General features: G+C 73.2%; 20 protein-coding genes. 12 read left to right on the top strand and 8 right to left on the bottom strand.

The window, feature by feature from the left end; translation table 11 throughout:
- Positions 1 to 5 precede the first annotated feature (5 nt).
- Both lspA and JXZ78_RS37210 read left to right on the top strand, forming a co-directional pair.
- Positions 6 to 608 (top strand): signal peptidase II, encoded by a 603-nt coding sequence (gene lspA, locus JXZ78_RS37215; RefSeq protein ID WP_063726136.1) that lies wholly within the window; start codon positions 6 to 8, stop codon positions 606 to 608.
- Positions 609 to 619: 11 nt separating this feature from the next.
- Positions 620 to 1453 (top strand): PaaX family transcriptional regulator C-terminal domain-containing protein, encoded by an 834-nt coding sequence (locus JXZ78_RS37210; RefSeq protein ID WP_078624493.1) that lies wholly within the window; start codon positions 620 to 622, stop codon positions 1451 to 1453.
- A gap of 105 nt (positions 1454 to 1558) precedes the next feature.
- On the opposite strand, the gene JXZ78_RS37205 is transcribed toward JXZ78_RS37210, so the two are convergent.
- Entirely contained in the window at positions 1559 to 2428 is an 870-nt protein-coding gene (locus tag JXZ78_RS37205; protein ID WP_050502780.1) for a triphosphoribosyl-dephospho-CoA synthase, read from the bottom strand.
- A gap of 306 nt (positions 2429 to 2734) precedes the next feature.
- On the opposite strand from JXZ78_RS37205, the gene JXZ78_RS37200 reads away from it, so the two are divergent.
- The 4 genes from JXZ78_RS37200 (at position 2735) to JXZ78_RS40550 (ending at position 7319) form a co-directional block, all read left to right on the top strand.
- Entirely contained in the window at positions 2735 to 3130 is a 396-nt protein-coding gene (locus JXZ78_RS37200; RefSeq protein ID WP_030022462.1) for a TOBE domain-containing protein, read from the top strand.
- A gap of 40 nt (positions 3131 to 3170) precedes the next feature.
- The gene (modA, locus tag JXZ78_RS37195; RefSeq protein WP_030022463.1) at positions 3171 to 3959 is read left to right on the top strand and encodes a molybdate ABC transporter substrate-binding protein; all 789 of its coding nucleotides are present in this window, start codon (positions 3171 to 3173) and stop codon (positions 3957 to 3959) included.
- 52 nt (positions 3960 to 4011) lie between these two features.
- The gene (locus JXZ78_RS37190) at positions 4012 to 6090 is read left to right on the top strand and encodes an ABC transporter permease (protein WP_030022464.1); all 2079 of its coding nucleotides are present in this window, start codon (positions 4012 to 4014) and stop codon (positions 6088 to 6090) included.
- Positions 6091 to 6575: 485 nt separating this feature from the next.
- Positions 6576 to 7319, top strand: a complete 744-nt coding sequence (locus tag JXZ78_RS40550) for a LysM peptidoglycan-binding domain-containing protein (protein WP_033038876.1) — start codon at positions 6576 to 6578, stop codon at positions 7317 to 7319.
- Positions 7320 to 7558: 239 nt separating this feature from the next.
- On the opposite strand, the gene JXZ78_RS37175 is transcribed toward JXZ78_RS40550, so the two are convergent.
- Positions 7559 to 8998 carry an amino acid permease gene (locus tag JXZ78_RS37175; RefSeq protein WP_030022466.1) on the bottom strand — a complete coding sequence of 480 codons (1440 nt, stop codon included), beginning with the start codon at positions 8996 to 8998 and terminating at the stop codon, positions 7559 to 7561.
- Between the two features lie 78 nt (positions 8999 to 9076).
- Positions 9077 to 10279, bottom strand: coding sequence for a lactonase family protein (locus tag JXZ78_RS37170; protein WP_030022467.1), 1203 nt, complete (start codon positions 10277 to 10279; stop codon positions 9077 to 9079).
- Between the two features lie 262 nt (positions 10280 to 10541).
- On the opposite strand from JXZ78_RS37170, the gene JXZ78_RS37165 reads away from it, so the two are divergent.
- Complete coding sequence (locus JXZ78_RS37165) at positions 10542 to 11627, top strand: tetratricopeptide repeat protein (protein WP_033038879.1); 1086 nt, start codon at positions 10542 to 10544, stop codon at positions 11625 to 11627.
- Here the strand turns inward: JXZ78_RS37165 and JXZ78_RS37160 are convergent.
- Entirely contained in the window at positions 11524 to 12951 is a 1428-nt protein-coding gene (locus JXZ78_RS37160; protein WP_030022469.1) for a lipase maturation factor family protein, read from the bottom strand. The genes JXZ78_RS37165 and JXZ78_RS37160 overlap by 104 nt on opposite strands.
- A gap of 95 nt (positions 12952 to 13046) precedes the next feature.
- On the opposite strand from JXZ78_RS37160, the gene JXZ78_RS37155 reads away from it, so the two are divergent.
- Entirely contained in the window at positions 13047 to 13922 is an 876-nt protein-coding gene (locus JXZ78_RS37155; RefSeq protein WP_030022470.1) for an Fpg/Nei family DNA glycosylase, read from the top strand.
- A gap of 345 nt (positions 13923 to 14267) precedes the next feature.
- Positions 14268 to 14438, top strand: a complete 171-nt coding sequence (locus JXZ78_RS37150; protein ID WP_154806360.1) for a hypothetical protein — start codon at positions 14268 to 14270, stop codon at positions 14436 to 14438.
- Positions 14439 to 14516: 78 nt separating this feature from the next.
- On the opposite strand, the gene JXZ78_RS37145 is transcribed toward JXZ78_RS37150, so the two are convergent.
- Together JXZ78_RS37145 and JXZ78_RS37140 are read right to left on the bottom strand one after the other, a co-directional pair.
- A complete protein-coding gene (locus JXZ78_RS37145; RefSeq protein ID WP_050502781.1) occupies positions 14517 to 15140 on the bottom strand; it encodes a TIGR03086 family metal-binding protein in 624 nt (207 codons plus the stop codon).
- A gap of 117 nt (positions 15141 to 15257) precedes the next feature.
- Positions 15258 to 17120 carry an alpha-L-fucosidase gene (locus JXZ78_RS37140; protein WP_030022473.1) on the bottom strand — a complete coding sequence of 621 codons (1863 nt, stop codon included), beginning with the start codon at positions 17118 to 17120 and terminating at the stop codon, positions 15258 to 15260.
- A 382-nt stretch (positions 17121 to 17502) separates the two neighbouring features.
- Here JXZ78_RS37140 and JXZ78_RS37135 point away from each other — a divergent pair, with 382 nt between their 5' ends.
- The gene (locus tag JXZ78_RS37135) at positions 17503 to 19050 is read left to right on the top strand and encodes an AMP-binding protein (RefSeq protein WP_030022474.1); all 1548 of its coding nucleotides are present in this window, start codon (positions 17503 to 17505) and stop codon (positions 19048 to 19050) included.
- Between the two features lie 353 nt (positions 19051 to 19403).
- Entirely contained in the window at positions 19404 to 20549 is a 1146-nt protein-coding gene (locus JXZ78_RS37130; protein ID WP_050502782.1) for a methyltransferase domain-containing protein, read from the top strand.
- 20 nt (positions 20550 to 20569) lie between these two features.
- Here JXZ78_RS37130 and JXZ78_RS37125 read toward each other — a convergent pair whose 3' ends face one another.
- Together JXZ78_RS37125 and JXZ78_RS37120 are read right to left on the bottom strand one after the other, a co-directional pair.
- Positions 20570 to 20998, bottom strand: coding sequence for a VOC family protein (locus JXZ78_RS37125; protein WP_030022476.1), 429 nt, complete (start codon positions 20996 to 20998; stop codon positions 20570 to 20572).
- A 92-nt stretch (positions 20999 to 21090) separates the two neighbouring features.
- Positions 21091 to 22002: a LysR family transcriptional regulator gene (locus tag JXZ78_RS37120; RefSeq protein WP_030022477.1), complete on the bottom strand. Its 912-nt coding sequence runs from the start codon at positions 22000 to 22002 to the stop codon at positions 21091 to 21093.
- A 292-nt stretch (positions 22003 to 22294) separates the two neighbouring features.
- Between JXZ78_RS37120 and JXZ78_RS37115 the strand changes: the two genes are divergently transcribed.
- Positions 22295 to 23221 (top strand): SDR family oxidoreductase, encoded by a 927-nt coding sequence (locus tag JXZ78_RS37115; RefSeq protein WP_030022478.1) that lies wholly within the window; start codon positions 22295 to 22297, stop codon positions 23219 to 23221.
- Positions 23222 to 23237: the final 16 nt, after the last annotated feature.

The raw sequence follows: 23237 nt of genomic DNA, 5'->3' as shown, positions 1-23237 counted from the left end.
TGAACGTGACGAAACCGGGCCGGACCACCGGGGAGAGCGGTGCGGACCGTACGGGGCGCGCGGGCGGCAGGCGGCGGGTGCCGCTGCTCGTGGCGGTGGCGGGCGCCGCCTACCTGCTCGACCTGGGCAGCAAGGTGGCCGTGGTCGCGGAGCTGGAGCACGGCGCGCCCGTCAAGGTGTTCGGCGACTGGCTGGAGCTGCGGGTGCTGCGCAACTCCGGCGCGGCGTTCGGCATCGGCGAGGCGACCACCATCCTGTTCACGCTCATCGCCGTGGCCGTCACCGTGGTGATCGTCCGCCTGGCGCGCAAGCTCTACAGCGCCCCCTGGGCGATCGCGCTGGGCCTGCTGCTGGGCGGCGGGCTCGGCAACCTGACCGACCGCCTCTTCCGTACTCCCGGCGACTTCCAGGGCGCGGTGGTCGACTTCCTCCACGTACGCGGCTTCAGCATCATGAACTTCGCCGACTGCGCGATCGTCTGCGGCGGCATTCTGATCGTGCTGTTCTCCTTCCTCGGGTGGGAGCTGGACAACAAGGACAAGCTGGAGAGGAAGGCGGGGGAGCCGGTGGGGGACAAGGCCGTCGCCGACCCGCCGGGCGCCTCCTAGGATTCCGCCCGATGGACGACGACCCCTCCGTACGCGATTCCGTACGCGATTCCGTACGCGACTCCGTGCGCCTCTCTCCGCGCGACTCCGTACGCGACGACACGCGGCACCTCGGCCTGCGACCGCTCACCGCCCGTTCCATCGTGCTCAGCACTCTCCTCGGCCACCATCCGCCCCGCCTCCCGGCACGCGCCCTGGTACGCGTCGGTGAACTCTTCGGCATCGCCGAGGGCACCGTGCGCGTCGCGCTGTCCCGGATGGTCGCCGCCGGTGACCTCCAGCAGGACGACGGCATGTACGGACTCACCGCGCGGCTGCTGGAGCGCCAGGCGCGGCAGGACGAGAGCCGTACGCCACGCACCCGGCGCTGGACCGGCGGCTGGGAGGTCGCCGTGGTCACCGCCGAAGCCCGCCCCGCCGCCGAACGCACCGCGCTGCGCCAGGCCATGGCGGAACTGCGCCTCGCCGAACTGCGCGAGGGCACCTGGCTGCGCCCCGGCAACCTGGAACGCGGCCGCCCGCCCGTGATCACCCGGCAGTGCACCCTGTTCACCGGCACTCCGGACGACGACCCGGCGGAGCTGGCGCGCGGGCTGTGGGACCTGGACGGCTGGGCGGCGCGGGCCCGCGCGCTGCTGGCCGCATTGTCCGACGCCACGTCACCGGCCGGGCGCTTCACGGTCTCGGCCGCCGTACTGCGGCACCTCCTCGCGGACCCGCTGCTGCCGGAGGCCCTGCTCCCGGCCGACTGGCCGGGTGCCGAACTGCGCCGTCGCTACGACTCCTTCGAGGGCGAGCTGCGCGATCTGCTGCGGCAGTACGTGGCGCCGGACAGCGCGGTCTGAGGGGAAGACGCCTCTGGAAAGAGCCCCTCGGGCCGCGCCACCGGGAGGCTCCGGCGGCCACGGCCCCGTAGCTCCCAGCCCCGAGCAGCCTCTGCGGCGAAAGCCTCAGCGGCCCTCGAAGAGGAAGTCCAGGAAGAGAGCCGCCGACAGCAGCGCCGCACTCCCGCCCGCCGTCAGCCCGTTACGCGTCATCCGCGCGTCCAGCCGGACGAACGCCTTCCGCCCGCGCGCGGTGCCGAAACCGCCCGACGACAGCACGTCACGCGCGTCCATCTGCACCGACAGCAGGCCCTGCGAACCGCCGCGCTGGAGCAGCGTCGTGTCGTCGAGCGTGGACAGCAGCGCGAGCAGCGCGTCCATCCGGGCCGTCACCTCGGAGGCGCCGGCCGCACGCGACTGGCGCAGTGCGGGCAGGGCCACCCCCAGCACGTTCGGGAAGCCGGAACGGGCCTGGCCGACGGCGCCGGGCACGCCGTAGTACTGCCGGGCCCGGCCGCCGGGCGACCGGCTGGCCGCCGGGGCGCCGCCGTCCGGCAGGCGCGCCAAGGTGGCGGCGGCCTCACAGGTCTCCACGTCCGAACGGCAGTTCGTGGCGGCGGCACCGGCCACCAGCAGGCCCACGGACCACAGCGCGCCCCGCTTGCCGGGCGCGCCCGCACCCGCCTCCAGGGCCCGCTGCTCACCCGCCCGGCCCAGCCGCCCGAGCTGCTCGCGCAGCCGCCGGTCCAGCGGCCGGCCCATGGCGGCCTCGGCCATGGAGGCGAAGGGGGCGTGCAGCAGCTCGGCGGCGTGCAGTGCGAGCGGGTCCGGCTTCGGGGCCAGCACCGTCTGCGCCGTACAGGCGGCGACGGCGAGGTCGGCGAGCCGCAGGGGGAGGGGGCGGTCCGGGGAGGGGTGCGGAACCGTGTGCAGGACGGGGCGCTCGTGCGACGGCGGCACGTCGCGGCGCGCGGTGTCCGGCCGTAGCCTCTTCATGATCGACCTGCCGCGGACCGCGGAACGGGCTGAAGAAGTAGGAGTACCCATCGGTTCGCGCTCCCTCCGTGTTACGCCACGCCCTCCGAATCCCTCCCAGAAGAGTACGGCTTCGCTCACCCGGCCGACGCTCCGCCCCCTGGTATGTCCGGTCTGCGCCCCCGTGCCACCCGCCCGGAGTGCCGCACCGCCGGTCGTCCGCGCCACCGGGATCCTTGTCGCTTCCTCCAACGGGCCTCGCACTTGCCAGGTGCTTTCCCACGGAGTAATTGCAGATGAGAGATGATCTGCCATACGGTGCCGCACATGCAGTCCTACACGATCGGCCAGGCCGCACGCCTGCTCGGCGTCAGCCCCGACACGGCCCGCCGCTGGGCGGACGCCGGCAAGGTCCCCACCCACCGGGACGAATCCGGCCGCCGGCTGATCGACGGCCGCGACCTGGCCGCGTTCTCCACCGAACTCGCCAAGAACGGCACCACGGAGGATGACACCTCCCACACCTCGGTCCGCAACGCCTTCCCCGGCATCGTCACGGCGATCAAGCTGGGCGACGTGGCGGCACAGGTGGAGATCCAGGCCGGTCCGCACCGGCTGGTCTCCCTCCTCACCCGGGAAGCGGTGGAGGAACTCGGACTGGAGGTCGGCGTGCGGGCCACCGCCCGCGTGAAGTCGACCAATGTCCATGTCGACCGCGCCTGACGCGCGCCCGCCCCGCCTCGTCCCCAAGGAGCCGATCCCGATGTCCCGCACCTTCGGCGTCACCCGTCGCCGCGCTGTCTCCGCGGCCCTGGCCGTCGCCGTCCTCGCCCCGCTCACCGCCGCCTGCGGCAGCGGTGACGACTCGTCCGCGGCCGAGGGCAGGACCACCCTCAAGGTCCTCGCCGCCGCGTCCCTGACCGACGTCTTCGCCAAGGCCGCCGACGCGTACCACAAGGAACACCCCGACGTCACGGTCAAGTTCTCCTTCGCCGGCTCCCAGCAGCTCGCGGCCCAGGTCAACCAGGACTTCCCGGCCGACGCCCTGGTCACGGCGGACACCCGGACCATGGACGGGCTGCACGGCAAGACCGGCGCGCCGCAGATCATCGCGAAGAACCGCCTGGTCATCGCCACAGCCGAGGGAAACCCGAAGCACATCACGGGTTTGAAGGACCTGGCCTCCACCAACAAACTCAAGGTCGTGCTCGCCGCGCCCGCCGTCCCCGTCGGCCGCTACAGCAAGAAGGTCCTGGACCGGCAGGACATCACGGTGCAGCCGGTCTCCCAGGAGCAGGACGTGCGCGGGGTACTGAGCAAGGTCGAGCTGGGCGAGGCGGACGCGGGCATCGTCTACGCCACCGACGCGATGACCGCGCCCGACAAGGTGGACGCCGTCCAGGTGCCGGACGAGCAGAACGCGATCGCCGAGTACCCGGCGGCCACGCTCAAGGTCTCGCAGCACCAGAAGGAGGCCGACGCCTTCGTGAAGTGGCTGGGGGGCGCGCAGGCGCAGAAGCTCCTGCGCGACGCCGGCTTCCAGAAGCCGTGACCCGAGCCGTGACCCGAGTTGTGCCCCGAGCCGTGATCCGAGCCGTCTTCCGATGAAGCGCCACCACCGCGAACGGGGGCGGGCCGCCGCCCCCGGCCTGCGCGCCCCCCTCGCCCTCGCGCTGCCCGCCGTCCTGGCGGTGGCGTTCCTGCTCGTCCCCATGGCGGGCATCCTCGCCCGGACGTCCTGGGGCGACCTCGGCACCCATCTGACCTCCCCCGAGGTCACCGAGGCCCTGCGGATCTCCCTGGTGGTGTCCTTCTGGTCGCTGGGCCTGTCCCTGCTGCTCGGCGTGCCGCTGGCCTGGCTGCTCGCGCGCGTCGACTTCCCCGGCAAGGCCGTGGTGCGCTCCCTGGTGCTGCTGCCCATGGTGCTGCCGCCGACCGTCGGCGGTGTGGCGCTGCTCCTCGGCTTCGGGCGGCGGGGCCTGCTGGGCGGCCGGCTGGAGAGCTGGTTCGGTGTGCAACTGCCGTTCCACACCGCGGGCGCGGTGGTCGCCGCGACCTTCGTCTCGATGCCGTTCCTGGTCATCAGCCTCGAAGGCGCGCTGGCCGGACTGCATGTGCGCTACGAGGAGACGGCGGCCTCGCTCGGCGCCGGCCCGCTGCGCGTCTTCCGTACGGTCACCCTCCCCATGATCGCCCCCGGGCTCGCCGCCGGAGCGGCCCTGACCTGGGCGCGGGCGCTCGGCGAGTTCGGCGCGACCATCACCTTCGCGGGCAACCTGCCGGGCGTCACCCAGACCCTGCCCCTCCAGGTCTACCTGCTCCTCCAGGACAGCACCGAGGCCGCCACCTCCGTCTCCCTCCTGCTCCTCGTCATCGCGACGGCCGTCCTGGTCGCGCTGCGCGGCAGATGGGCGGGCGGGGGCGGCACGGCCCGGGGGCGCACGAGCGGCGCGGTGACGCGTACGGACGCGGACGGTGACCGGGCACCGGATGCCGGCGGCACGTGGCCCGACCACATGACCGGCGCAACCGCAGCCCCCGGCACGCCCGCCTCCCCGGGCCCGCCCGCCGCCACCACCGCGCACGCCGAGGGCGCCGACGCGGCCCCCACCGCCCCCGACGGCCCCGGCGACGGCTCCCGCACCGAGCGGTGGCCGCTGCACGCGGACGTCACCGGCTTCAACCGGCTCACCCTCGACGCCGCCCCGGGCACCACCATCGCCGTCGTCGGCCCCAACGGCGCGGGCAAGACCACGCTGTTGCGCGCCCTGCTCGGCCTCACGCCGCGGGCGCACGCCGCACTGACGCTCGGCGAGCGGGACGTCAGTACCCTGCCGCCGCACCGCCGCGGCGTCGCCTGGGTCCCGCAGGACGGCGCGCTCTTCCCCCACCTGACGGCCCTCGGCAACACGGCGTACGGGCTGCGCGCCCACGGCACCGGCCGTGCCGAGGCCCGCCGCGAGGCCCGGCTGTGGCTGGACCGGCTCGGCGTCGGCCACCTCGCGCACCGCCGGCCCGCCCAGCTCTCCGGCGGCCAGGCCGGACGGGTCGCACTGGCCCGCGCGCTGGCCGCCCGCCCCCGCCTGCTGCTGCTCGACGAGCCGCTGGCCGCCCTCGACCAGAGCACCCGCGCGCACGTCCGGCACACCCTGCGCCGGCACCTGGCCGGCTTCGGCGGCGTCTGCCTGATGGTCACCCACGACCCGGTCGAAGCGGTCTCGCTCGCCGACCGCGTCCTGGTCCTGGAGGACGGGCGCACCATCCAGGACGCCGTCCCCGCCGAGGTGACCCGGCATCCGCGCTCGCCGTGGGTGGCGCGGATGCTCGGCCGCAACGCGTGGCCGGGCACCGCCACCGGCGACGGACTGCGGATGACGGGCGCCGGGCGGCTGGTCGCCGCCGACCCGCTGCCCGAGGGCACCGGCGCGCTGGCGGTCATCGGCCCCGAAGCGGTATCCGTGCACCGCACCCGCCCGTCCGGCAGCCCGCGCAACGTCTGGCCGGGCCGGGTACGGGAGATCACCGCGCTCGGCGGCCGGCTGCGGGTCCTCGTCGGGTCGCCGGAGGTGCCCGACCTGGTCGGCGAGATCACCCCGCAGGCCGCCGCGGAACTCGGTCTGGCCGAGGACACCGAGGTCTGGGTGAGCGTGAAGGCGACCGAGGTGACGCTCGTACCGGTCTGAGCGGCCGCCCGCCGTACCGGAACCAAACCCTCCGCGGGGAGGGTGGCGTTGCGCCGCCCCGGGGGCCCGTGCGCGGTGCGTGCGGACGCCCGCCGCGCGTGCCCCGAGCCCCCGAACGCGCTCCTGCGGCACCCCCGGCTCGGACAAGCGCTCGATACGCCCGGGCAGACCATGCGCTCCGTCACCGGGGGTGCGCCCCTACCCGGCAGAAGGGGGTGCCATGCGGAGCCGTCGGCCCCCACTCCGGCGGTGCGGAGGCAGGACGGACCGCCGAGGCGCTACCGCGCGCTCTGCCGGTGCCGTCGGTGGCCGTGGTTGTCTCGTACTCGTCGAATTCATGACGGCTCGGAAAACGCACCGCAGAAACTCGGTGGAACCACGGGGAAAGCCCGCGGAAAAGCCGGGAAAGAGCGTGCTTCCACGGGACGTCATGCATCCCCAAGGCCGCCGGGAAACCGAGCGGTGAGCGACGGGAGCACAGGTCGATGGAATTTCCTCAGGGAACGGAAACGAGCGGACGCGGTGAGGTCCGGGGGCGTGGGGCCCGAGGAGCGACGGCGGCGGCGGTCCTGCTGGCGGCCGGCGCGCTGAACGTGGCGGCCGAAGGGCCGGCCGAGGCCCGCAGCGGTGCCACGTGGGACCGGCTGGCCGGGTGCGAGAGCGGAGGCAACTGGCGGGCCGACACCGGCAACGGCTACTCCGGCGGACTGCAGTTCGCCCACTCCACCTGGCGTTCCTTCGGCGGCGGCAGGTACGGGTCCCGGGCCGCGCGGGCGTCCCGGGCCCAGCAGATCAGGATCGCCGAACGGGTGCTGGCCCGTCAGGGCTGGGGCGCCTGGCCGGCCTGTTCGGCCCGGCTCGGCCTGCGCTCGTCCGGCGCGCGGCACAGCGCTCCGGAGTCCGCCCGGCGGTCGGCGCCGCGCGCCGACACCCAGGCCCGCACGAACAGTTCGAGCCGGTACCGCGAGCGGCTGCGCAGCCCCCGGCACCGGGACGCGTCCGGCAGCCGGTACGGCCACGCCAAGCCGTACAAGCAGCGCGACGCCCGGCCCCGGCGGGCCTCCGGCGGGCATGTCGTCAATCCCGGGGAGACGGTGAGCGGGATCGCGTACGCGTACGGCTGGGGCTGGCGGGAGTTCTACCGCCTCAACCGCCAGGTGATCGGGGCGAATCCGGACCTCATCCACCCGGGAACGCGACTCGCCGTACGCCGTTCCGGCACCGGCTGACGGTAAGCCGACAAACCGTAAATCGGCCGGCCGGAGTTCGGCCGGCCACGAAGAAAAGCGGTAGGTAATCCCTTCCCACCCTCCCGGGAATTCCCCGTGACGAATTCCCATGGAACGGCGGTCCGGCTGGGGGCGGGCGGACCGCCGCGGGAAGCGGTGGGCACCGGCAGGCCGTCCGTGGCGCCGCGGACGGCCTGCACACCACAGGCTCCGGCGGCCGCGCACCGGGTCCATCCGGTTCAGCCGGTGGCGCGCCGCCGCCGTACCTCGTAGGCCGCCAGGACCACACCCACCGTGAGCAGGCTCAGCCAGAACTGCGCCCGGCTGTCCGGCAGGAAGGCCATCGCCACGATCACCGTGGCCATCAGCGCGACGGTGGCCCGGCTGAGCCAGGGGAACAGCCACATCCGCAGCGTCAGCCGCTGCGGTTCCTCGCGTTCCAGCTTGCGGCGCAGGCGGAGCTGGGCGACCGCGATCGCCAGGTAGACGAACAGGGCGACGGCACCGTAGGAGTTGATCAGGAACCGGAAGACGACGTCGGGGGAGGTCCACGCCGCGATCACCGACAGATAACCGGCGGACGTCCCGGCGAGCAGCGCCCGGCGCGGCACCCCGCCGCGGCTGAGCCGGGTGAAGCCGCGCGGCGCGTCCCCGTTGCGGGTCAGGGCGAACAGCATCCGCGACGAGGTGTAGAGCGCGGAGTTGAGACAGGAGAGCACGGCGATCAGAACGACGGCGTTCATGACCGTGGCGGCGGCGGGCACGTCCAGCCGGTCCAGCACCGCCGCGTACGGACTGACCTCGACGGCCGGGGAGGTCCACGGCACGACCGCCACGACGACGAGCACCGACAGCACGTAGAAACCCACCACGCGCAGCACGATCGAGCGGATCGCCGCCGCCACGGCGCGCTCCGGCTCCACCGACTCGGCCGCCGCGACGGTCACGATCTCCGCGCCGGTGAAGAAGCCGACGCAGGGCACCACCGCCGCCAGGACCGCGCCGGCCCCCGCGGGCGCGAAGCCGCCGGAGTCGGTGAGGTGCGCCAGGCCGCCGTGGGCCTGCGGCCACAGCCCGGTCAGGTACAGCGCGCCGAGGAAGAGGAACACCACGATCGCGATGACCTTCACCGACGAGAACCAGTACTCGAACTCGCCGAAGGAGCGGGCCGAGACCAGGTTGGTCGCGGTCAGCAGCGCCATCAGGGCCAGGCTGACGGCCCACAGCGGCACGCCGGGCAGCCACAGCCGGACGATCCGGCCGCCCGCCACCGCCTCGACGGCCACCACGATCACGAAGAAGTACCAGTACAGCCAGCCGACCGTGAAACCGGCGCGGTGCCCCAGGGCCTCCCGCACATGGGCGTAGAACGAGCCGAGGGCCGGCCGGGCCACCGTCATCTCCGCCAGCATCCGCATGATCAGGACGGTGAGGAGACCGGCGGCGAGGAACGCCAGCACGGCGGCCGGGCCGGTGGACCGGATGACCACGCCGCTGCCCACGAAGAGGCCCGCGCCGATCACGCCGCCCAGCGCGATCAGGCTCATGTGGCGCCGCTGGAGGCCCTTGCGCAGGTCCCCGCCGGCCTGCCCCTCGGCCGGCCCGCCGCTCTGCCCGTCGGCCTGTCCGCTGTCCGCCGCGGTGGCCGGTGCCGTGTCGCGTGGTGATCCCGTACTCATGCGGGCCGACGCTATCGGCGCATTCCTGCGGGGCTGTTGCCGCAGTGTTTCGGCTGCCGGGGCAGAGGTCCCCGGGCGTCAGAGCGGCAGCACGCACACCGGAACCGGCGCCGCGAACGGCTCACCCAGCCGCCGCAGCCCGCCCCGGGCGCCCACCGCGAACACCGTCACAGCCCCCGATCCCTGATGCGCCGCGAAGAGCAGCCGCCCGTCCGGCGAGAAGGCGAGGTGGCGGGGGAAGTCGCCGCCGGACGGCACCGTGTCCAGCAGCCGCAGCCGGGCGCCCGCCGCCTCGACCGCGTAGCGCGTCAGGCTGTTGTGGCCGCGGTTGGCGAGGTAGGCGAAGGCGCCGTCGCGGGTCACCAGGAACTGCGCCGGGTAGCTGGTGCCGGGGCCGGTCCCGGTGGACTGCGGCGCGCCCGGCGTGAGTGTGCCGGCGGCCGGGTCGTACGCGCAGACCACGGCGGTGTTGTCCACCTCGTTGGCCAGATAGGCGTAGCGGCCCGACGGGTGGAAGGTGAGGTGCCGCGGGCCCGCGCCGGGGCGCAGCGTGACGTACGAGACCTGCGTGAGCTTTCCGGCGGTGGTGTCCAACCGGTAGGTGTAGACGGTGTCGTTCCCCAGGTCGACGGCGAGGACGTGGCGGCCGTCCGGGCTGGTGACGATCTGGTGCGCGTGCGGTCCGTCCTGCCCCGGCCCCGGCGGGGGAGCAGTGTGGGTGACCAGGTCCGTACGCTCGCCGAGCGCGCCGTACCGGGCCGGATCGACGGGGTGCACGGCGACGCTGCCCGACAGGTAGTTGGCGCTCAGCAGCCAGCGCCCGCCGGGGTGCACGGACAGGTGGCACGGCCCGGCGCCGCCGGTGGAGCGGCTGCCGAGGACCCGGTGGCGGCCGTCGGCGCGCAGGGCGACGGCGGTCACCGCCCCCTGCTGCTGCTCATTGACGGTGTACAGGGTCCGGCCGCAGGGTGAGAGGGCCAGGTAGGACGGGTCGCCGATGCCGTCGATCACCCCGGTCGCGGTGATCCGGCCGCGGGTCGTGTGGTATCTGCCGAGGCCCACGCCGGTGCCGCCGCCCGGTACGGAGGTGTACGTACCCAGGAGCAGCGGCCGGACCGCGTACGGCCGGGGGCGAGCACCGGACCCGGCCTGCCCGGACGCGGCCTCCCCGGACGCGGCCGCGCCGCCCAGGCTGCCGCCGGCCGCGGTCAGCGCGGCGCCCGCCACGACCGTACGCAGGAAGCGGCGGCGGCCGGTCTCTGTCCGTGCCCTGCTGTCCATGCCACACCTCGGGGTCCGGAGATCGCGGTCGGCAGCCAGCGTGGCCCGGACCGGCCGCCCCGGCAAGGGGCGCGCCGCGGCTCGCGGGGCGCTCCGGTGTCGGCCGAAGGCCGGACGACCCGTACGTCCCGATGATGACCAGGTCCCCCTCGCGTAGGACCGGAGGCATACGGCACGACCAATCCGTGGAGGGATTCGCCGGACCCCCTCCCTTCCGTAGCTTCGTGATCAAGCACATGCACGACCAGGAGGCCACGGATTCATGTACGGCAAGGCATTCGCCCCGGAGTACCAAGGCGAGCTGGGCACCGCCCTCAGTGTGAACTCGTCCTACGAGGACGTGCTCACCACGGCCCGCCGCGCGCGGCGCGACGCCCGCACGGATCTGGAGCGCGCCCGTGCCTCCCTCGCCGTCGCCGAGGCCAACCGGCGTCTGGGACGGGTCGACGAGGCCCGCACGGCCTGGCGCGACAGCTACCGCAGCGCCCGCGGAGCCGATGACCGCGGCGCGATGTCCTGGGCCCTGTGGAGCGGCGGCACGCTCGCCCGCCAGTGCGGCTCCCTCGCACTCGCCCGCAGGCTGCTGGCCCTGGCCGTCACCCTCGCCGACGAGGGCGGCGACCGCCTCGCGCACGGCTACTCCCTCGCCGGACTCGCCGAGACCGGCCGCATACAGGGCGACTACGCCGCCGTCGCCGACCTGCACGAGCAACTGCTCGAACAGGCACGGGCGCACGGCGAGGCCCGCCACATGGTGTGGGCGATGTCCGGCATCGCGCAGATGCACCGCAACACCGGCGACTACGCCAAGGCCCTGGAGCTGTTCGAGGAGTCCGCCCGGATAGCCGCCGACGGCGACGACGCACGGGGCCGCGCCTGGTCGCTGCGCGGGGTGGCCGACGTCCTGTCCGTACAGGGCCACACCGAACAGGCCCTGACCCTGCTCAGCGAAGCCGAGACCATCTGCCGCACCATGGACCTCGCCAGCGCCCTCGCCTACAACCACAAGATGCGCGGCAACGTCCTGTTCCGGGCCGGGCGTTACGCCGAGGCCTGCGCGGTCTACGACGGCGCGCTGCGCGAGTTCGAGGCCATGCACGAGCCGCGCGGCACCGCCCTCTCCCGCCTCGGGCTGGTCAAGTCCCGCTCCCGGATGGGCGGCTCGAAGGACCAGACGCTCACCGAACTGGACGAACTGGAGCGCGACTTCGGGCGCATCGGACTGCGGCACGCCCGGGACATGGTCATCGCGTTCCGCGCCGAGCTGCTCCCGTCGGCGGAAGAAAGTCCCGCAGCTCCGTACGGTGCCACCATGCACCGGTCTCCCGCAGTTCCCGCCACGTCGTGAAGCGGTACTGGAACAGCCGGGCCCGCACCAGCGCGGGCGGCGCGTCCGGGAACGGGTTGTGGCGCAGCAGCCGCAGCGTGTCGGGGTCGTTCTCCAGCAGGCGTTCCACGAACGGCCCGAACCAACTGCGCGCGTAGCCGGGCGACAGCGCCGCGAACCACATCAGCCAGTCCAGCCGCAAGTGATAGGGCGCGAACTGGCGCGGCAGCCGCCGTACCCCGCCTGGCTTGCCCCGGAACCCGTACTCCCGCCACACCGCGTCCGGCGAGGCCACCGGCGCGTCCGTGCCCTCGATCACGATCTCCCGGCGGACGCGGGTGACGCTGCCGAAGGCCCCGTAGGAGTTGACCAGGTGCAGCGGGTCGAAAGAGGTGTTCATCAGCTGCTGCCGGGACAGCAGATTGCGTACCGGACGGTAGCTGCGGTAGGCGACGAAGACGGTGACGGCCACGGTCAGCACCGCGAACCAGACCGGGGGAGCGGCGGAGGCGGACGCGGGCGCGTCGGCGAGCCAGGAGACGTCCACGGCGGACAGGGCCAGGGCGACGGTCAGCCAGTTCAGCCAGGCGAAGTTGCCGGACAGCACCAGCCACAGCTGCGTCACGGCGATCCCCAGCGCCGCCCAGGTGGCCACCGGCTGCGGCGTGAACAGCAGCACCGGCAGCACCAGTTGCGCGAAGTGGTTGGCAGCCGTCTCCACCCGGTGCAGCGGCTTGGGCAGCCGGTGGAAGAACCAGCTGAGCGGGCCCGGCATCGGCTGCGTCTCGTGGTGGTAGTAGAGGCAGGTCAGATCACGCCAGCAGCGGTCACCTCGCATCTTGATCAGCCCGGCCCCGAACTCGACCCTGAACAGCAGCCAGCGCAGCAGCCACATCACGAGCACCGGCGGCGCCGTGTCGTCGTTGCCGAGGAAGACGGCGAGAAACCCGGTCTCCAGCAGCAGCGACTCCCAGCCGAAGCTGTACCAGGTCTGTCCGACGTTGACGATCGACAGGTACATCGCCCACAGCACCGCCCACATCGCCATCGCCACGCCCAGCGGCACGGCGTCGGCCGCCCCGGCGGCCACGGCCGCGGCCAGCAGGGCGCCCGCCCAGGACCACAGCGCGAAGAACCGGTCCGAGTAGCGCCAGTGGAACACCGAGGGCGCCTTGCGGAACGGCGCCCGGCGCAGGAAGTCCGGCACCGGCGTCATCCCGCGCTCGCCCAGCAGCGCCCGGAACTGCCGCGCCGCCGCCACGAACGCCACCAGATACAGCACGGCCAGCATCCGCTGGAACACCAGCCGCCCCAGCCACACGTCGCTCTCCGTGAACCAGTCCACAGGACCATCCCTAGCACCGCCGGGCACCGCGCCGCCCGTCCGGCGCGCGGCGCGCACGAGATGTACCGGACCGCCGCACCGTGCAGGCTGGAACCATGCCCGAACTGCCGGAAGTCGAAGCCCTGCGGGAATTCCTCGACGGGCACGCCGTCGGCCGGGTCCTGGTCCGCGCCCAGCCCGCCGCCGTCAACGTGCTCAAGACGTACGACCCGCCGCTGACCGCCCTCGAAGGCGGCACGGTCACGGCGGTGGCCCGGCACGGGAAATTCCTGGACCTCACCGTCGGCGGCCTGCACCTGGTGATCCACCTGGCCCGCGCCGGCTGGCTGCGCTGGCAGGACGCCCTGCCCGACGCCCCGCCGCGCCCCGGCAAGGGCCCGCTGGCCCTCCGCGTCCGGCTGAGCACCGGAGGAACCGGCCCGGCGCCCGGCTTCGACCTCACCGAGGCCGGTACGCAGAAGCGGCTGGCGGTGTACTGCGTGACCGACCCGGCGCAGGTCCCCGGTGTCGCCCGGCTCGGTCCCGACCCGCTCGCGGCGGACTTCACGGAGGAGTCCCTGGCGGCCCTGCTCAAGGGGGAGCGGCGGCAGGTCAAGGGCGTACTGCGGGACCAGAGCGTGCTGGCCGGCATCGGCAACGCCTACTCCGACGAGATCCTGCACGCGGCCCGTATGTCCCCCTTCAAGCCCGCCGCCCGCCTCGGCCCCGAGGACACGGCCCGGCTGTACGCCGCCGTACGGGACACGCTCCTGGCGGCGGTGGAACGGTCCAGAGGGGTGGCGGCCGGGCAGCTGAAGAAGGAGAAGAAGAGCGGGCTGCGGGTGCACGGCCGTACCGGCGAGGCGTGCCCGGTCTGCGGTGACACCGTCCGCGAGGTCTCCTTCAGCGACTCCTCGCTCCAGTACTGCCCCACCTGCCAGACCGGCGGCAAGCTGCTGGCCGACCGGCGGATGTCCCGGCTGCTGAAGTAGGGCCCGGTACGGTGGCGGGTACGGCAACCGGGTGAACGCCGGACGACAACCGGAAGGGCGCCGGGCGGCGGACGGGCGGGGCCGCGGAGCCCGCCGGAGCCGGTGCGGCGACCGGTGCGCGGGACGAGGCGGAATCTCTGCATTGTCCCCGACTTGACTTCATATCCGGTAAATGTCGAGCGGTCGCCGGTCGCGGTCGCTAATCTGGTGGACGACGGACGGCCTGTCCGGTAGATGCCAACACCCTTGGCCCGTCGCGGGAAGTGCCGCAAACCCTGGCCGACATCCCGGTTTGTGCGAAGGCGCCACCGCGTCGGAAGTGTTCCCTCGATGAAGGAGTGCGTGGTGGCATTGGAAAACGCGCAACGCAAGCAGCCGCGGCCCAAGCCGGGCGAGCGGCCGGGTCGGATCAAGGAAGTCCGCAATCTGGAGGTCTGGGGCCGCTGTGTCCCGGTCAGAGTCGCCGGCTGCGACGACGACCCCACCGAGACCCACATCTTCCGCGGCATCGACTGACCGGGACCGCCGCACCGGACGGCCGGCCCGCGGGCCACGCACGGTCCACGGACTCCGGCCGGCCGGCGCCGTCGGTCGTCACGGCCGGCGGCCCAGCAGGCACAGCAGCCGGGTGAGGTCGTCGGCACCGGGCGGCGGCGTGACGGGTTCGGCGAACATCGACGTACCGGCGAGTTCGTCCGCGTACGGCTCGACCTCGCGCAGGGCGGCGGCCGCCAGGTCCTGCGGCAGGTTCTCGTCGGCGCGGATCGCCCGGGACAGGTCCCAGGAGTGGACCACCGCGTCCATCATCATCTGCGAGCAGTACCCGGCGGCCGTACCGGTCCCGGACGAGAGATGCACCGTACGGTCCAGCGCGCCGGGCTCGGAGAACGCCGCGACCGCGGCCACCGCCGCCCGGTCCCAGGCGCCGGCCGGGTCGTCGCCCAGCTGGTCACCGTCGTAGGCGTCCCCGACCTCTTCGATCGTGGCGCCGTCCCGCACCAGCCGGGGCACCCACAGCTGCTCCACGGTCAGGTGGCCGACCAGATCGCGCACCGACCACTCGGCGCACGGGGTCGGGTCGTCCCACTGCTCGTCCCGCACCCGGTGCACCCGGCTGCCGAACAGGGCGATGGCCTCACCGTGCCGGCGCAGAATCTCGGCGTGATGTCCGGTCCCTTCCGCATCGGGACCGTTCTTGTCCTCTTCGTGTTGGCTCATGTTCACCGAGGATAGGAGCGGGTACGGCGGCCACCGTGGCGCGACGCACGGACACAGCCAGGGACGCATGGACGAGCTGAGCGACGCACGGACATCCTCGGGACTCACGCAGCCCCCTCAGGACGGATACAGCGCGCTCCGCGGCACGATCCGCTGCTCCTGACCGGGACTCGACCACAGCAGCTTCATGTGCGCCTCACCGGTCCGTTCGGTGTGCTCGACGCGGAGGGTGTGCCGGTGCCCGGCGGTCAGCGCGACGGACGCCCGGTCGGTCCGGGGCTCGTGCGGAACGGTGCTGTCGATGACGAGCCGGCCGTCCACCCACACCCGTACGGTGTCGTCGGAGACGACGGTGAGGGTGTACGGCTGGCTGTACAGCGGCCGGATCGTGCCGGTCCAGCGGGTGGCGAAGTGGTCCGCCGGAATGCTGACGGCGGGGGAGCCGTCGAAGCGGTAGGACTTGTTGATCACCGGATCGACGGTGGTCACCGCGGGCGGCCCGGCGAACCTGTCGTTCGCCCAGCTCCGCGCCGTCAGCCCGGTGCCGTGCCCGGCGGGCGCGGCGGCCGGCGGCCGGACGGCGAGCCGGATGACGGTCGCCTCGGGGCCGGTGGGCGGCCCGGACGGCGTGAGGTCGAAACCGTCGCCCGCCGGGGTGACGGTGACCTTCCGCGAACTGCCCAGCACCCGCGCGGACGTGACGCGCAAGGGCGCCTTGGCGGTCAGGTGCAGCGACTTCCCGGCGGCGGGCCAGTCGGTGACGGACGCGTGGAGGGCGTCGCCCTTCCGCGACACCGTGCCCCACGACGGCTCGGCGACCAGCCCCGTGTGCCCGGCGCCGTACACGGCGTCGCCCTGCCCGTGCGCGGCCAGCCAGCGGCCCGTGGCGCGCAGCCGGTCCACGGACGGCTGCGGGATGCGGCCGTGCCGGTCCGGCCCCACGTTGAGGAGGTAGTTGCCGCCGCGCCCGGCGACGGCGAGCAGGTTGCGGACGACGGTGGCGGTGGACTTCCAGTTGCCGTCGTACCGGGCGAAACCCCAGTGGTCGTTGAGCGTCATGCAGCTCTCCCAGAGCTGGCCGGCCACGGGCTCCGCGGGGATCTCCTGCTCGGGCGTGCCGTAGTCACCGTCCACGACGCGCTTCTTGCCGACCCGGTTGTTGACGACCAGGCCGGGGTCGAGGCGGTGCAGGTACGCCTGGAGCTCGGCGCCGTCCCGCGGTGACCAGCGGTTGACGGGGTGGTCCGCGTCCCACTCGCCGTCGAACCACAGCAGCGCCGGGTCGTACCCGTCCACCAGCTCCTTGAGCTGCGCGTACATCCGCTTCTTGTAGCGCGGGAAGGTTGCCGGGTCCGCGAAGTCGGGGTCGTGCCAGTCCCAGATCGAGTAATAGAACCCCAGCTTGACGCCCGCCGCGTCGGCGGCCGTCTTCAGCTCGGCGAGGATGTCGCGGTGCGGGTCGAAGGCGGAGTGGTCACGCAGGTTCCAGCGATTCTGCCGCGTCGGCCACATCGCGTACCCGTCGTGGTGCTTGGACGTGACGACGATGTAGCGCTGCCCGGCCTCCTTGGCGGTCCTGACCACCGCTTCCGCGTCGAACGCCGCCGGGTCGAAGGTGGCGGCCTGCCGTTCGTACACGTCCGTGGGGATCGCGCACTGGCGTTTGATCCACTCGGCGTTACGGCAGACGGTCCCGTCCGGCCGGGTGTACTCGCCCTCCAGATTCGAGTACGCGCCGAAGTGGATGAACATGCCGAAGCGGTCCTGGCGCCACCAGGAGGTGCGCTCGGAGACGAAGGGGTCGTCGACGGCGTGGTTCGTGCCCGGTCCGGCGGCCTGCTGCCGGGGAGCGTGGCCGGGCCCGCGGCCTGCCGCGACGGCCGCGGCCGGTGTGCCGGGGCCGGACAGCAGGGCGCCGAGCAGGGCCGTGGCCGCGCCCAGGGTGCCGAGAAGCCGGGCGGATCTCGTACGGCTGCGCATCACATGCTCCTTCCGGTCGGTCACCGGCCGGTCGACCGCTCCGGCCGGTCATGTCCGTGCCTGGCCATGTCTGGCCATCCGCATGGTGGGGCCCCCGGCTTTCCTCCGGAAGCCCTCCGACGGACCAGACATCGGAGCACCAGCCCCGAATCCGTGGCGCGATACGGGCGGTTGTCGACCCCACGCACGACAGACCTCGGACCTCACGCGGCATCCGGACGCCCGCCACCACGTCCCCAGGGCCACCGGCGTCCCGCCCGTACCACTGCCGGAACCGTTCCGCCGCCCTGTCCCGAAATGTTGCTGACAAGGTGTCAGCACTCTGGCGGGCTGCCGGAAGCACTTGTTCAATGGGCGCCAGCCGCAACCGTCTGGAGGCTCCATGGACGACGCCGTCACGCCCTCCATCCGCTGTGCCGGAGTGGAGCACACCTACCCCGTGTTCCAGGAACGGGCCGCGCGCATCGCTGCCGGACTGCGCGCCCTGGGCGTCGAGCCCGGGGAGCGGATCGCGATCGTGATGCGCAACGAGCCCGCGCACCTGGAGATCGCCGCCGGAGCGGCCCGGCTGGGAGCCTCGGCCGTCCCCGTCAACTGGCACTTCCGCCACGACGAGCTGCGGCATGTGCTCGGCGACAGCGACAGCAAGGTCGTCTTCGCCCACACCGACCTGGTGCCGGGCGTCGCCGCGGCCCTCCCGGAGCGGGCCCGCCTCATCGAAGTGCCGGTACCCGACGGCACAGCCGCCGCCTGCGGCTTCCCGCCGCCCCCGGCGACCGGCGACCACCCCCTCCTGGACACCTGGCTGGCCGGCCACCCGCCACTTGCCGAGGAAGCCGCCCGCCGGCCGTCCACCGTCATCTACAGCTCGGGCACCACCGGCCGGCCGAAAGGTGTGCTGCGCGACCCGGTCGGCAGCGAGCAACTGGCCGAAGCCGTGGCCAAGTTCCTCGAATACTTCGCCGTGGAACCCGGCGGCCGCACCCTGATCCCCGCACCGCTGTACCACGCCTCACCCAGCCAGCACGCCGTCCTCGCCCTCGCCGGCGGCCTGGACATCACCCTGATGCCGCGCTTCGACGCCGAGGAGTTCCTGCGGCTGGTCGAACACCACCGCATCCAGCAGGCGCAGGTGGTGCCGACCATGTTCGTACGGCTGCTGCGCCTGCCCAAGGACGTCCGCGAGCGCTACGACCTGTCCTCGCTCACCTCGGTCGTGCACGCCGCGGCGCCCTGCCCGCCGCACATCAAACACGCCATGATCGACTGGCTGGGCCCGGTACTCCGCGAGTACTACGGCGGCAGCGAGACCGGAGCTGTGACCTGGTGCGACAGTCAGGAATGGCTGGCACACCCCGGTACCGTCGGCAGGGCCGAAGGCACCTGCTCGGTGGTGGTCCTGGGCCCCGACGGCGCGGAACTGCCCACCGGCCGGACCGGCGAGGTCTACATCAGGCCGTCCGACACCTGGCCGCAGTTCACCTATCTGGGCGATCCCGCCAAACGCGCGGCGATGGAGGCCGAGCGGCTGCCCGGCTACGTCACGATCGGCGACATCGGCCACCTCGACGCCGACGGCTACCTCTACCTCAGCGACCGCCGCAACGACCTGGTCATCTCCGGCGGCGTCAACATCTACCCGGCCGAGATCGAGGGCTGCCTGCTCGCCCTCGACGGCCTGCGCGACGTCGCCGTCTTCGGCATCCCCGACGAGGAGTACGGCGAAGCCCTCGCCGCCCACGTCGAACCCGAACCGGGCGCCGCCCTCACCACCGAGGACGTACGGGGACACGTCGCCGACCGCCTCGCCTCGTACAAGGTGCCGAGGACCGTGGTCTTCGAGGAGAGCCTGCCGCGCGACGAGTCCGGCAAACTGTTCAAACGACGGCTGCGGGAGCCGTATTGGGCTGGGCGGGGTCGCGGGATTTGAGGGGGCGGGGACGCAGGGGCACCGCGTTCGATGTGCGGCACTCGTACGGGTGAGCGCCGTCTCATCCCATGGTGACGTGATCGATGGCGTGCGGCCCGGAGGCATGCTTCCGTACGCCCCTCCGTGCCGACGCCGGTCTGCTCTCGTCCTTTCCGCGGAGTGGAGCGTTCCTCTACTGTCGCGAACAGCACCTCGGCGACATGACGGAGGTACTTCGTGTGCGGACTCCGCATGGCGGTCCTGGCCGACGACGGCAAGCACGCCGGCCCGCCGAGTGGCAAACCGTGGACGCCGCCGCCGAATCCGCCGTCCCCCGACGGCAACGGCAGGGCGCTCATGGACGCAGACCTGACATGGTGACGACAGTGGAGCCGCAGGCTCACGCAGGACAGGCCGCACTGGTCGGCAAGCTGGCCGGGCACGGCCTGCTCGCGCCGCCATGGCGGGAGATCTGGGAGCACGTCCCCCGCGAGCACTGGCTGCCGGAGCGGATCTGGGTCCAGCGGCCGGACCGGTGCGAGCCCGTGACGGACGCGGACGCACGGTACCGGCTGACCTACAGCGACTCGCCCGTGGTGACCCAGGTGGACGACGGCCGGGCCGAGGGGCCGAAAGTGGCGACCTCCGCCAATTCGATGCCGTCCATGGTCGCCAGGATGCTCGGTCTCCTGGACCTCCGGGACGGCATGACGGTTCTGGAGATCGGTACGGCGACCGGCGACGTGGCGTCCAAGCTCTGCCTGCGGGTCGGTGACGACAAGGTCACCTCCGTGGAGATCGACGCGGACCTGGCGGCGCAGGCGCGGACCCGCCTCGCGCGGGCCGGCCTGGCGCCCGCCGTCCACGTCACGGACGGCGCGGACGGATGGGCGCCGGGCGCGCCGTATGACCGCGTCCTCGCGACGTGCGCGCTGCGTACGGTCCCGTCCGCACTTCTGCGCCAGCTACGGCCGGGCGGTGTCCTGGTCGCCCCACTGGTGCGCGACTTCTCTTCCGGGCTGCTGTCCCGGTTCGTCAAGGACGCCACGACCGGGGCCGTCACGGGCTCCTTCCACGGTGGCGCCTCGTACATGCCGCTGCGGGCCCACCGGTCCACGGCGTTGTCAGCCGTGGACGGAACCACGCCGCGCCACTGTCACGAACTGCTCGACGGGCAGCTGGAGCAGTTCACGCATCCGGCCTTCGGCCTGTACGCCGGTGCCCGCCTGCCCGGGGTCCACATGACCGGGACGTCCGCCAGGCTCTTCCTGTGGGACGGGGCCGGGTCCGGTGCCCTGGCCGAGGAAGGCTGGGCCGCGGTCTACGGCCGCCGCCGCGACCTGTGGCTGGAACTTGTGCAGGCCTGGCAGGAGTACGTCGCGGAGGGCCGGCCACCGCTCGGCGACTTCGGGGTGACCGTCACCGAGGACGGCGGGCTCCGGATGTGGCTGCGCACGCCCGGGAACCGCGTTCGTACCTCGGGGCCGCATCAGGGCAGCCGTCGTGGAGGGCAGCGCTGACGGGACCACCGCGAGAGCGCTCAGTCGACACAGAACTCGTTGCCCTCGATGTCCAGCATCGGAATGCACGCGTCGTTGCCGTCGTACAGCGTTCGTACGTGGATCGCGCCCAGCGGGATCAGTCGCGCGCATTCGGCCTCAAGCGCGGTGAGGCGCTCTTTCCCCACGAGCCCGGTGCCGACCCGCACATCGAGATGCACCCGGTTCTTGGCGGCCTTCCCTTCGGGGACGCGCTGGAAGTACAACCGCGGACCCACACCCGAGGGATCAACGCAGGCGAACCAGGCGTCGCGCTGTTCGGGTGGCTGCGCACTCCTGAATGCGTCCCAGGTGGCGAATCCCTCCGGGGGCGGCGGTACGACGTACCCCAGCACATCGCACCAGAAACGAGCGAGACGCTCGGGTTCCGCGCAGTCGAAGGTGACCTGGAGCTTCCTGATCGCTGACATCGGCGCACCCTACCAAGCGAACTGCCGCTGAGCACCGGTTAATTCGTCCACGCTTCCGACGTACCGCAGGCGCCGCCCCCGACGCCCCGCTGTCACCGGCTCTCAGGCCGGACGGGTCCGGTCAGACGGGCGTGGGCCGCCTCGCGGAACGCCGTGACCAGGCGACTGCGGTCCTCCGCGCGGGTCGCCAGAAGGACCTGGCTCGGCTCGACGCCGCGCAGGGGCACGCCGGTGACGTCCGGGCGCATCGTGGCCGCGCGCAGGCCTGCCGCGACGGCCACGGCGTCGCCGGATGCGATGAGTTCGAACTTGTCCTCCAGCGCGTCGATGAAAGGGCCGTCGGGAGCCGGGCGCCCGTCGGGCCGGGGATCGAAGCGCCAGTAGGCGTTCCAGGCAGGGTCGGCCCGGCGCAGGCGGGGGAGGGGTTCGTCGGCGATGTCGGCGAGGGTGACGGACTCCTGGCCCGCGAGACGGTGATCGAGCGGTACGAGCAGCACCCGCGGCTCGTCGTACAGCACCGACACCCGCAACCGGTCGGCCGGGAACGGTGACCGGGCCACCATCGCGTCCACCTGGTGGTCGAGCAGCGCCGTACGGATCTCGTCACAGCCCACGAACTGGGTGTGCACCTCGGCGTCCGGGTACCGTCGGCGCAGCTCGCGTACCGCCGGGGTGACGATGACGCCCGTGCTGTACCCGATGCTGATCCGGGACGGGTCGGAGGCGGCACGGGTACGGGCCACGGCCTGCGCGGCGGCCCGCAGCAGCGCCTCGGCGCGGGGCAGGAAGGTTTCTCCGGCCGCGGTGAGCCGGCTGCCCCGCGGAGTACGGTCCAGCAGCCGGGCGCCCACCTGCTGTTCGAGGCGGCGTATCTGGCGGCTCAGGGAGGGCTGGGTGATACGGAGGGCCTCGGCGGCGCGGCCGAAGTGCCGGTGCTCGGCGACGGCCGTGAAGTAGCGCACGAGTCGCAGGTCGAGGTCGGGCGCGGAAGCTGGGTCGGGCATGTTCGCAGGGTAGTCCGGGGTGGTTCGGGTCGGTTCGGGGGCCGTCGCCGTGCGCCGTGTCGAGCGCTGGTCCGGGTGGCGAGCCGGGTGACGAGCCGTACACCCGGCTCTGCCAGCGGTGATGCCTGAAGCGCATGACCCCATGCGGAAGAGGCTTTGGACGCGCGACGGTCCGTACCCGGACGATGGAGCAGCACCGGCCGGGGGCGGCACAGCACCCGCCGGGCGGCCCGTCGTCCCTCTGCCGACCGGGCCCGTACTGCCTCTCGTTCACCACCGAAGGAACTCACCCATGCGCGTATTCGTCACCGGAGCGACCGGATTCATCGGGACCGCGGTGGTCCAGGACCTCCTCGCGGCCGGCCACACGGTCGTCGGCCTGGCCCGCTCGGACACGGCCGCCGCGACATTGCGGGCGGCCGGTGCCGAGGCGCACCGCGGCTCCTTGGACGACCCCGGCAGTCTGCACGACGGGGCCGCCGCGGCGGACGGTGTCGTCCACCTCGCCTACCGCCACGACTTCTCGGACCACGCGGCCTTCGTGGACGCCGGCAGGCTGGACCTGCGTGCCGTCGAGGCGATCGGCAAAGCGCTCGACGGCACCGGCAAGCCCTTCCTCGCCACCTCGGGAACGCTGTCGCTCGCGGCGATGGCGCCGGGCCGCCTCGGGACCGAGGAGGTCAGGGCCGAGCCCGGCACGGACCGGCCCCGGCTCGCGACGGAGAACGCGGTCGTGGCGCTGGCCGGACGCGGCGTACGCGCCTCGGTCGTACGGCTCGCGCCGTCCGTGCACGGCGAAGGCGACCGGGGCTTTGTACCGCTGCTGATCGACACCGCCCGCGCCCAGGGCGCCGCGGCTTACGTCGGCGACGGCGCCAACCGCTGGCCCGCCGTGCACCGGCTCGACGCGGCCCGCCTGTTCCGGCTGGCGCTGGAAACGGCACCGGCGGGCTCGGTCCTGCACGGCACGGCCGAGGAAGGCGTGCCGTTCCGCGACATCGCCGAGGCGATCGGCGCCCGGCTGGGCGTGCCCGCCGTCAGCATCACCGCCGAGGAGGCGGGCGGGCGCTTCGGTGTCCTCTCCGGCATGGTGCCGGCCGACAATCCCACGTCGAGCGCCCTGACCCGCGAGCTGGTCGGCTGGGAGCCGGCGGGCCCGTCCCTCCTTGAGGACCTCGGAGCGGGGCACTACTTCACGGGGCGGACGAGCATTTTCTGAGGGGTGAGGGGAAGGG

Source organism: Streptomyces monomycini (assembly GCF_022271435.1).
GTDB classification, from domain to species: domain Bacteria; phylum Actinomycetota; class Actinomycetes; order Streptomycetales; family Streptomycetaceae; genus Streptomyces; species Streptomyces monomycini.
This window is presented reverse-complemented; position numbering and strand designations above follow the sequence as displayed.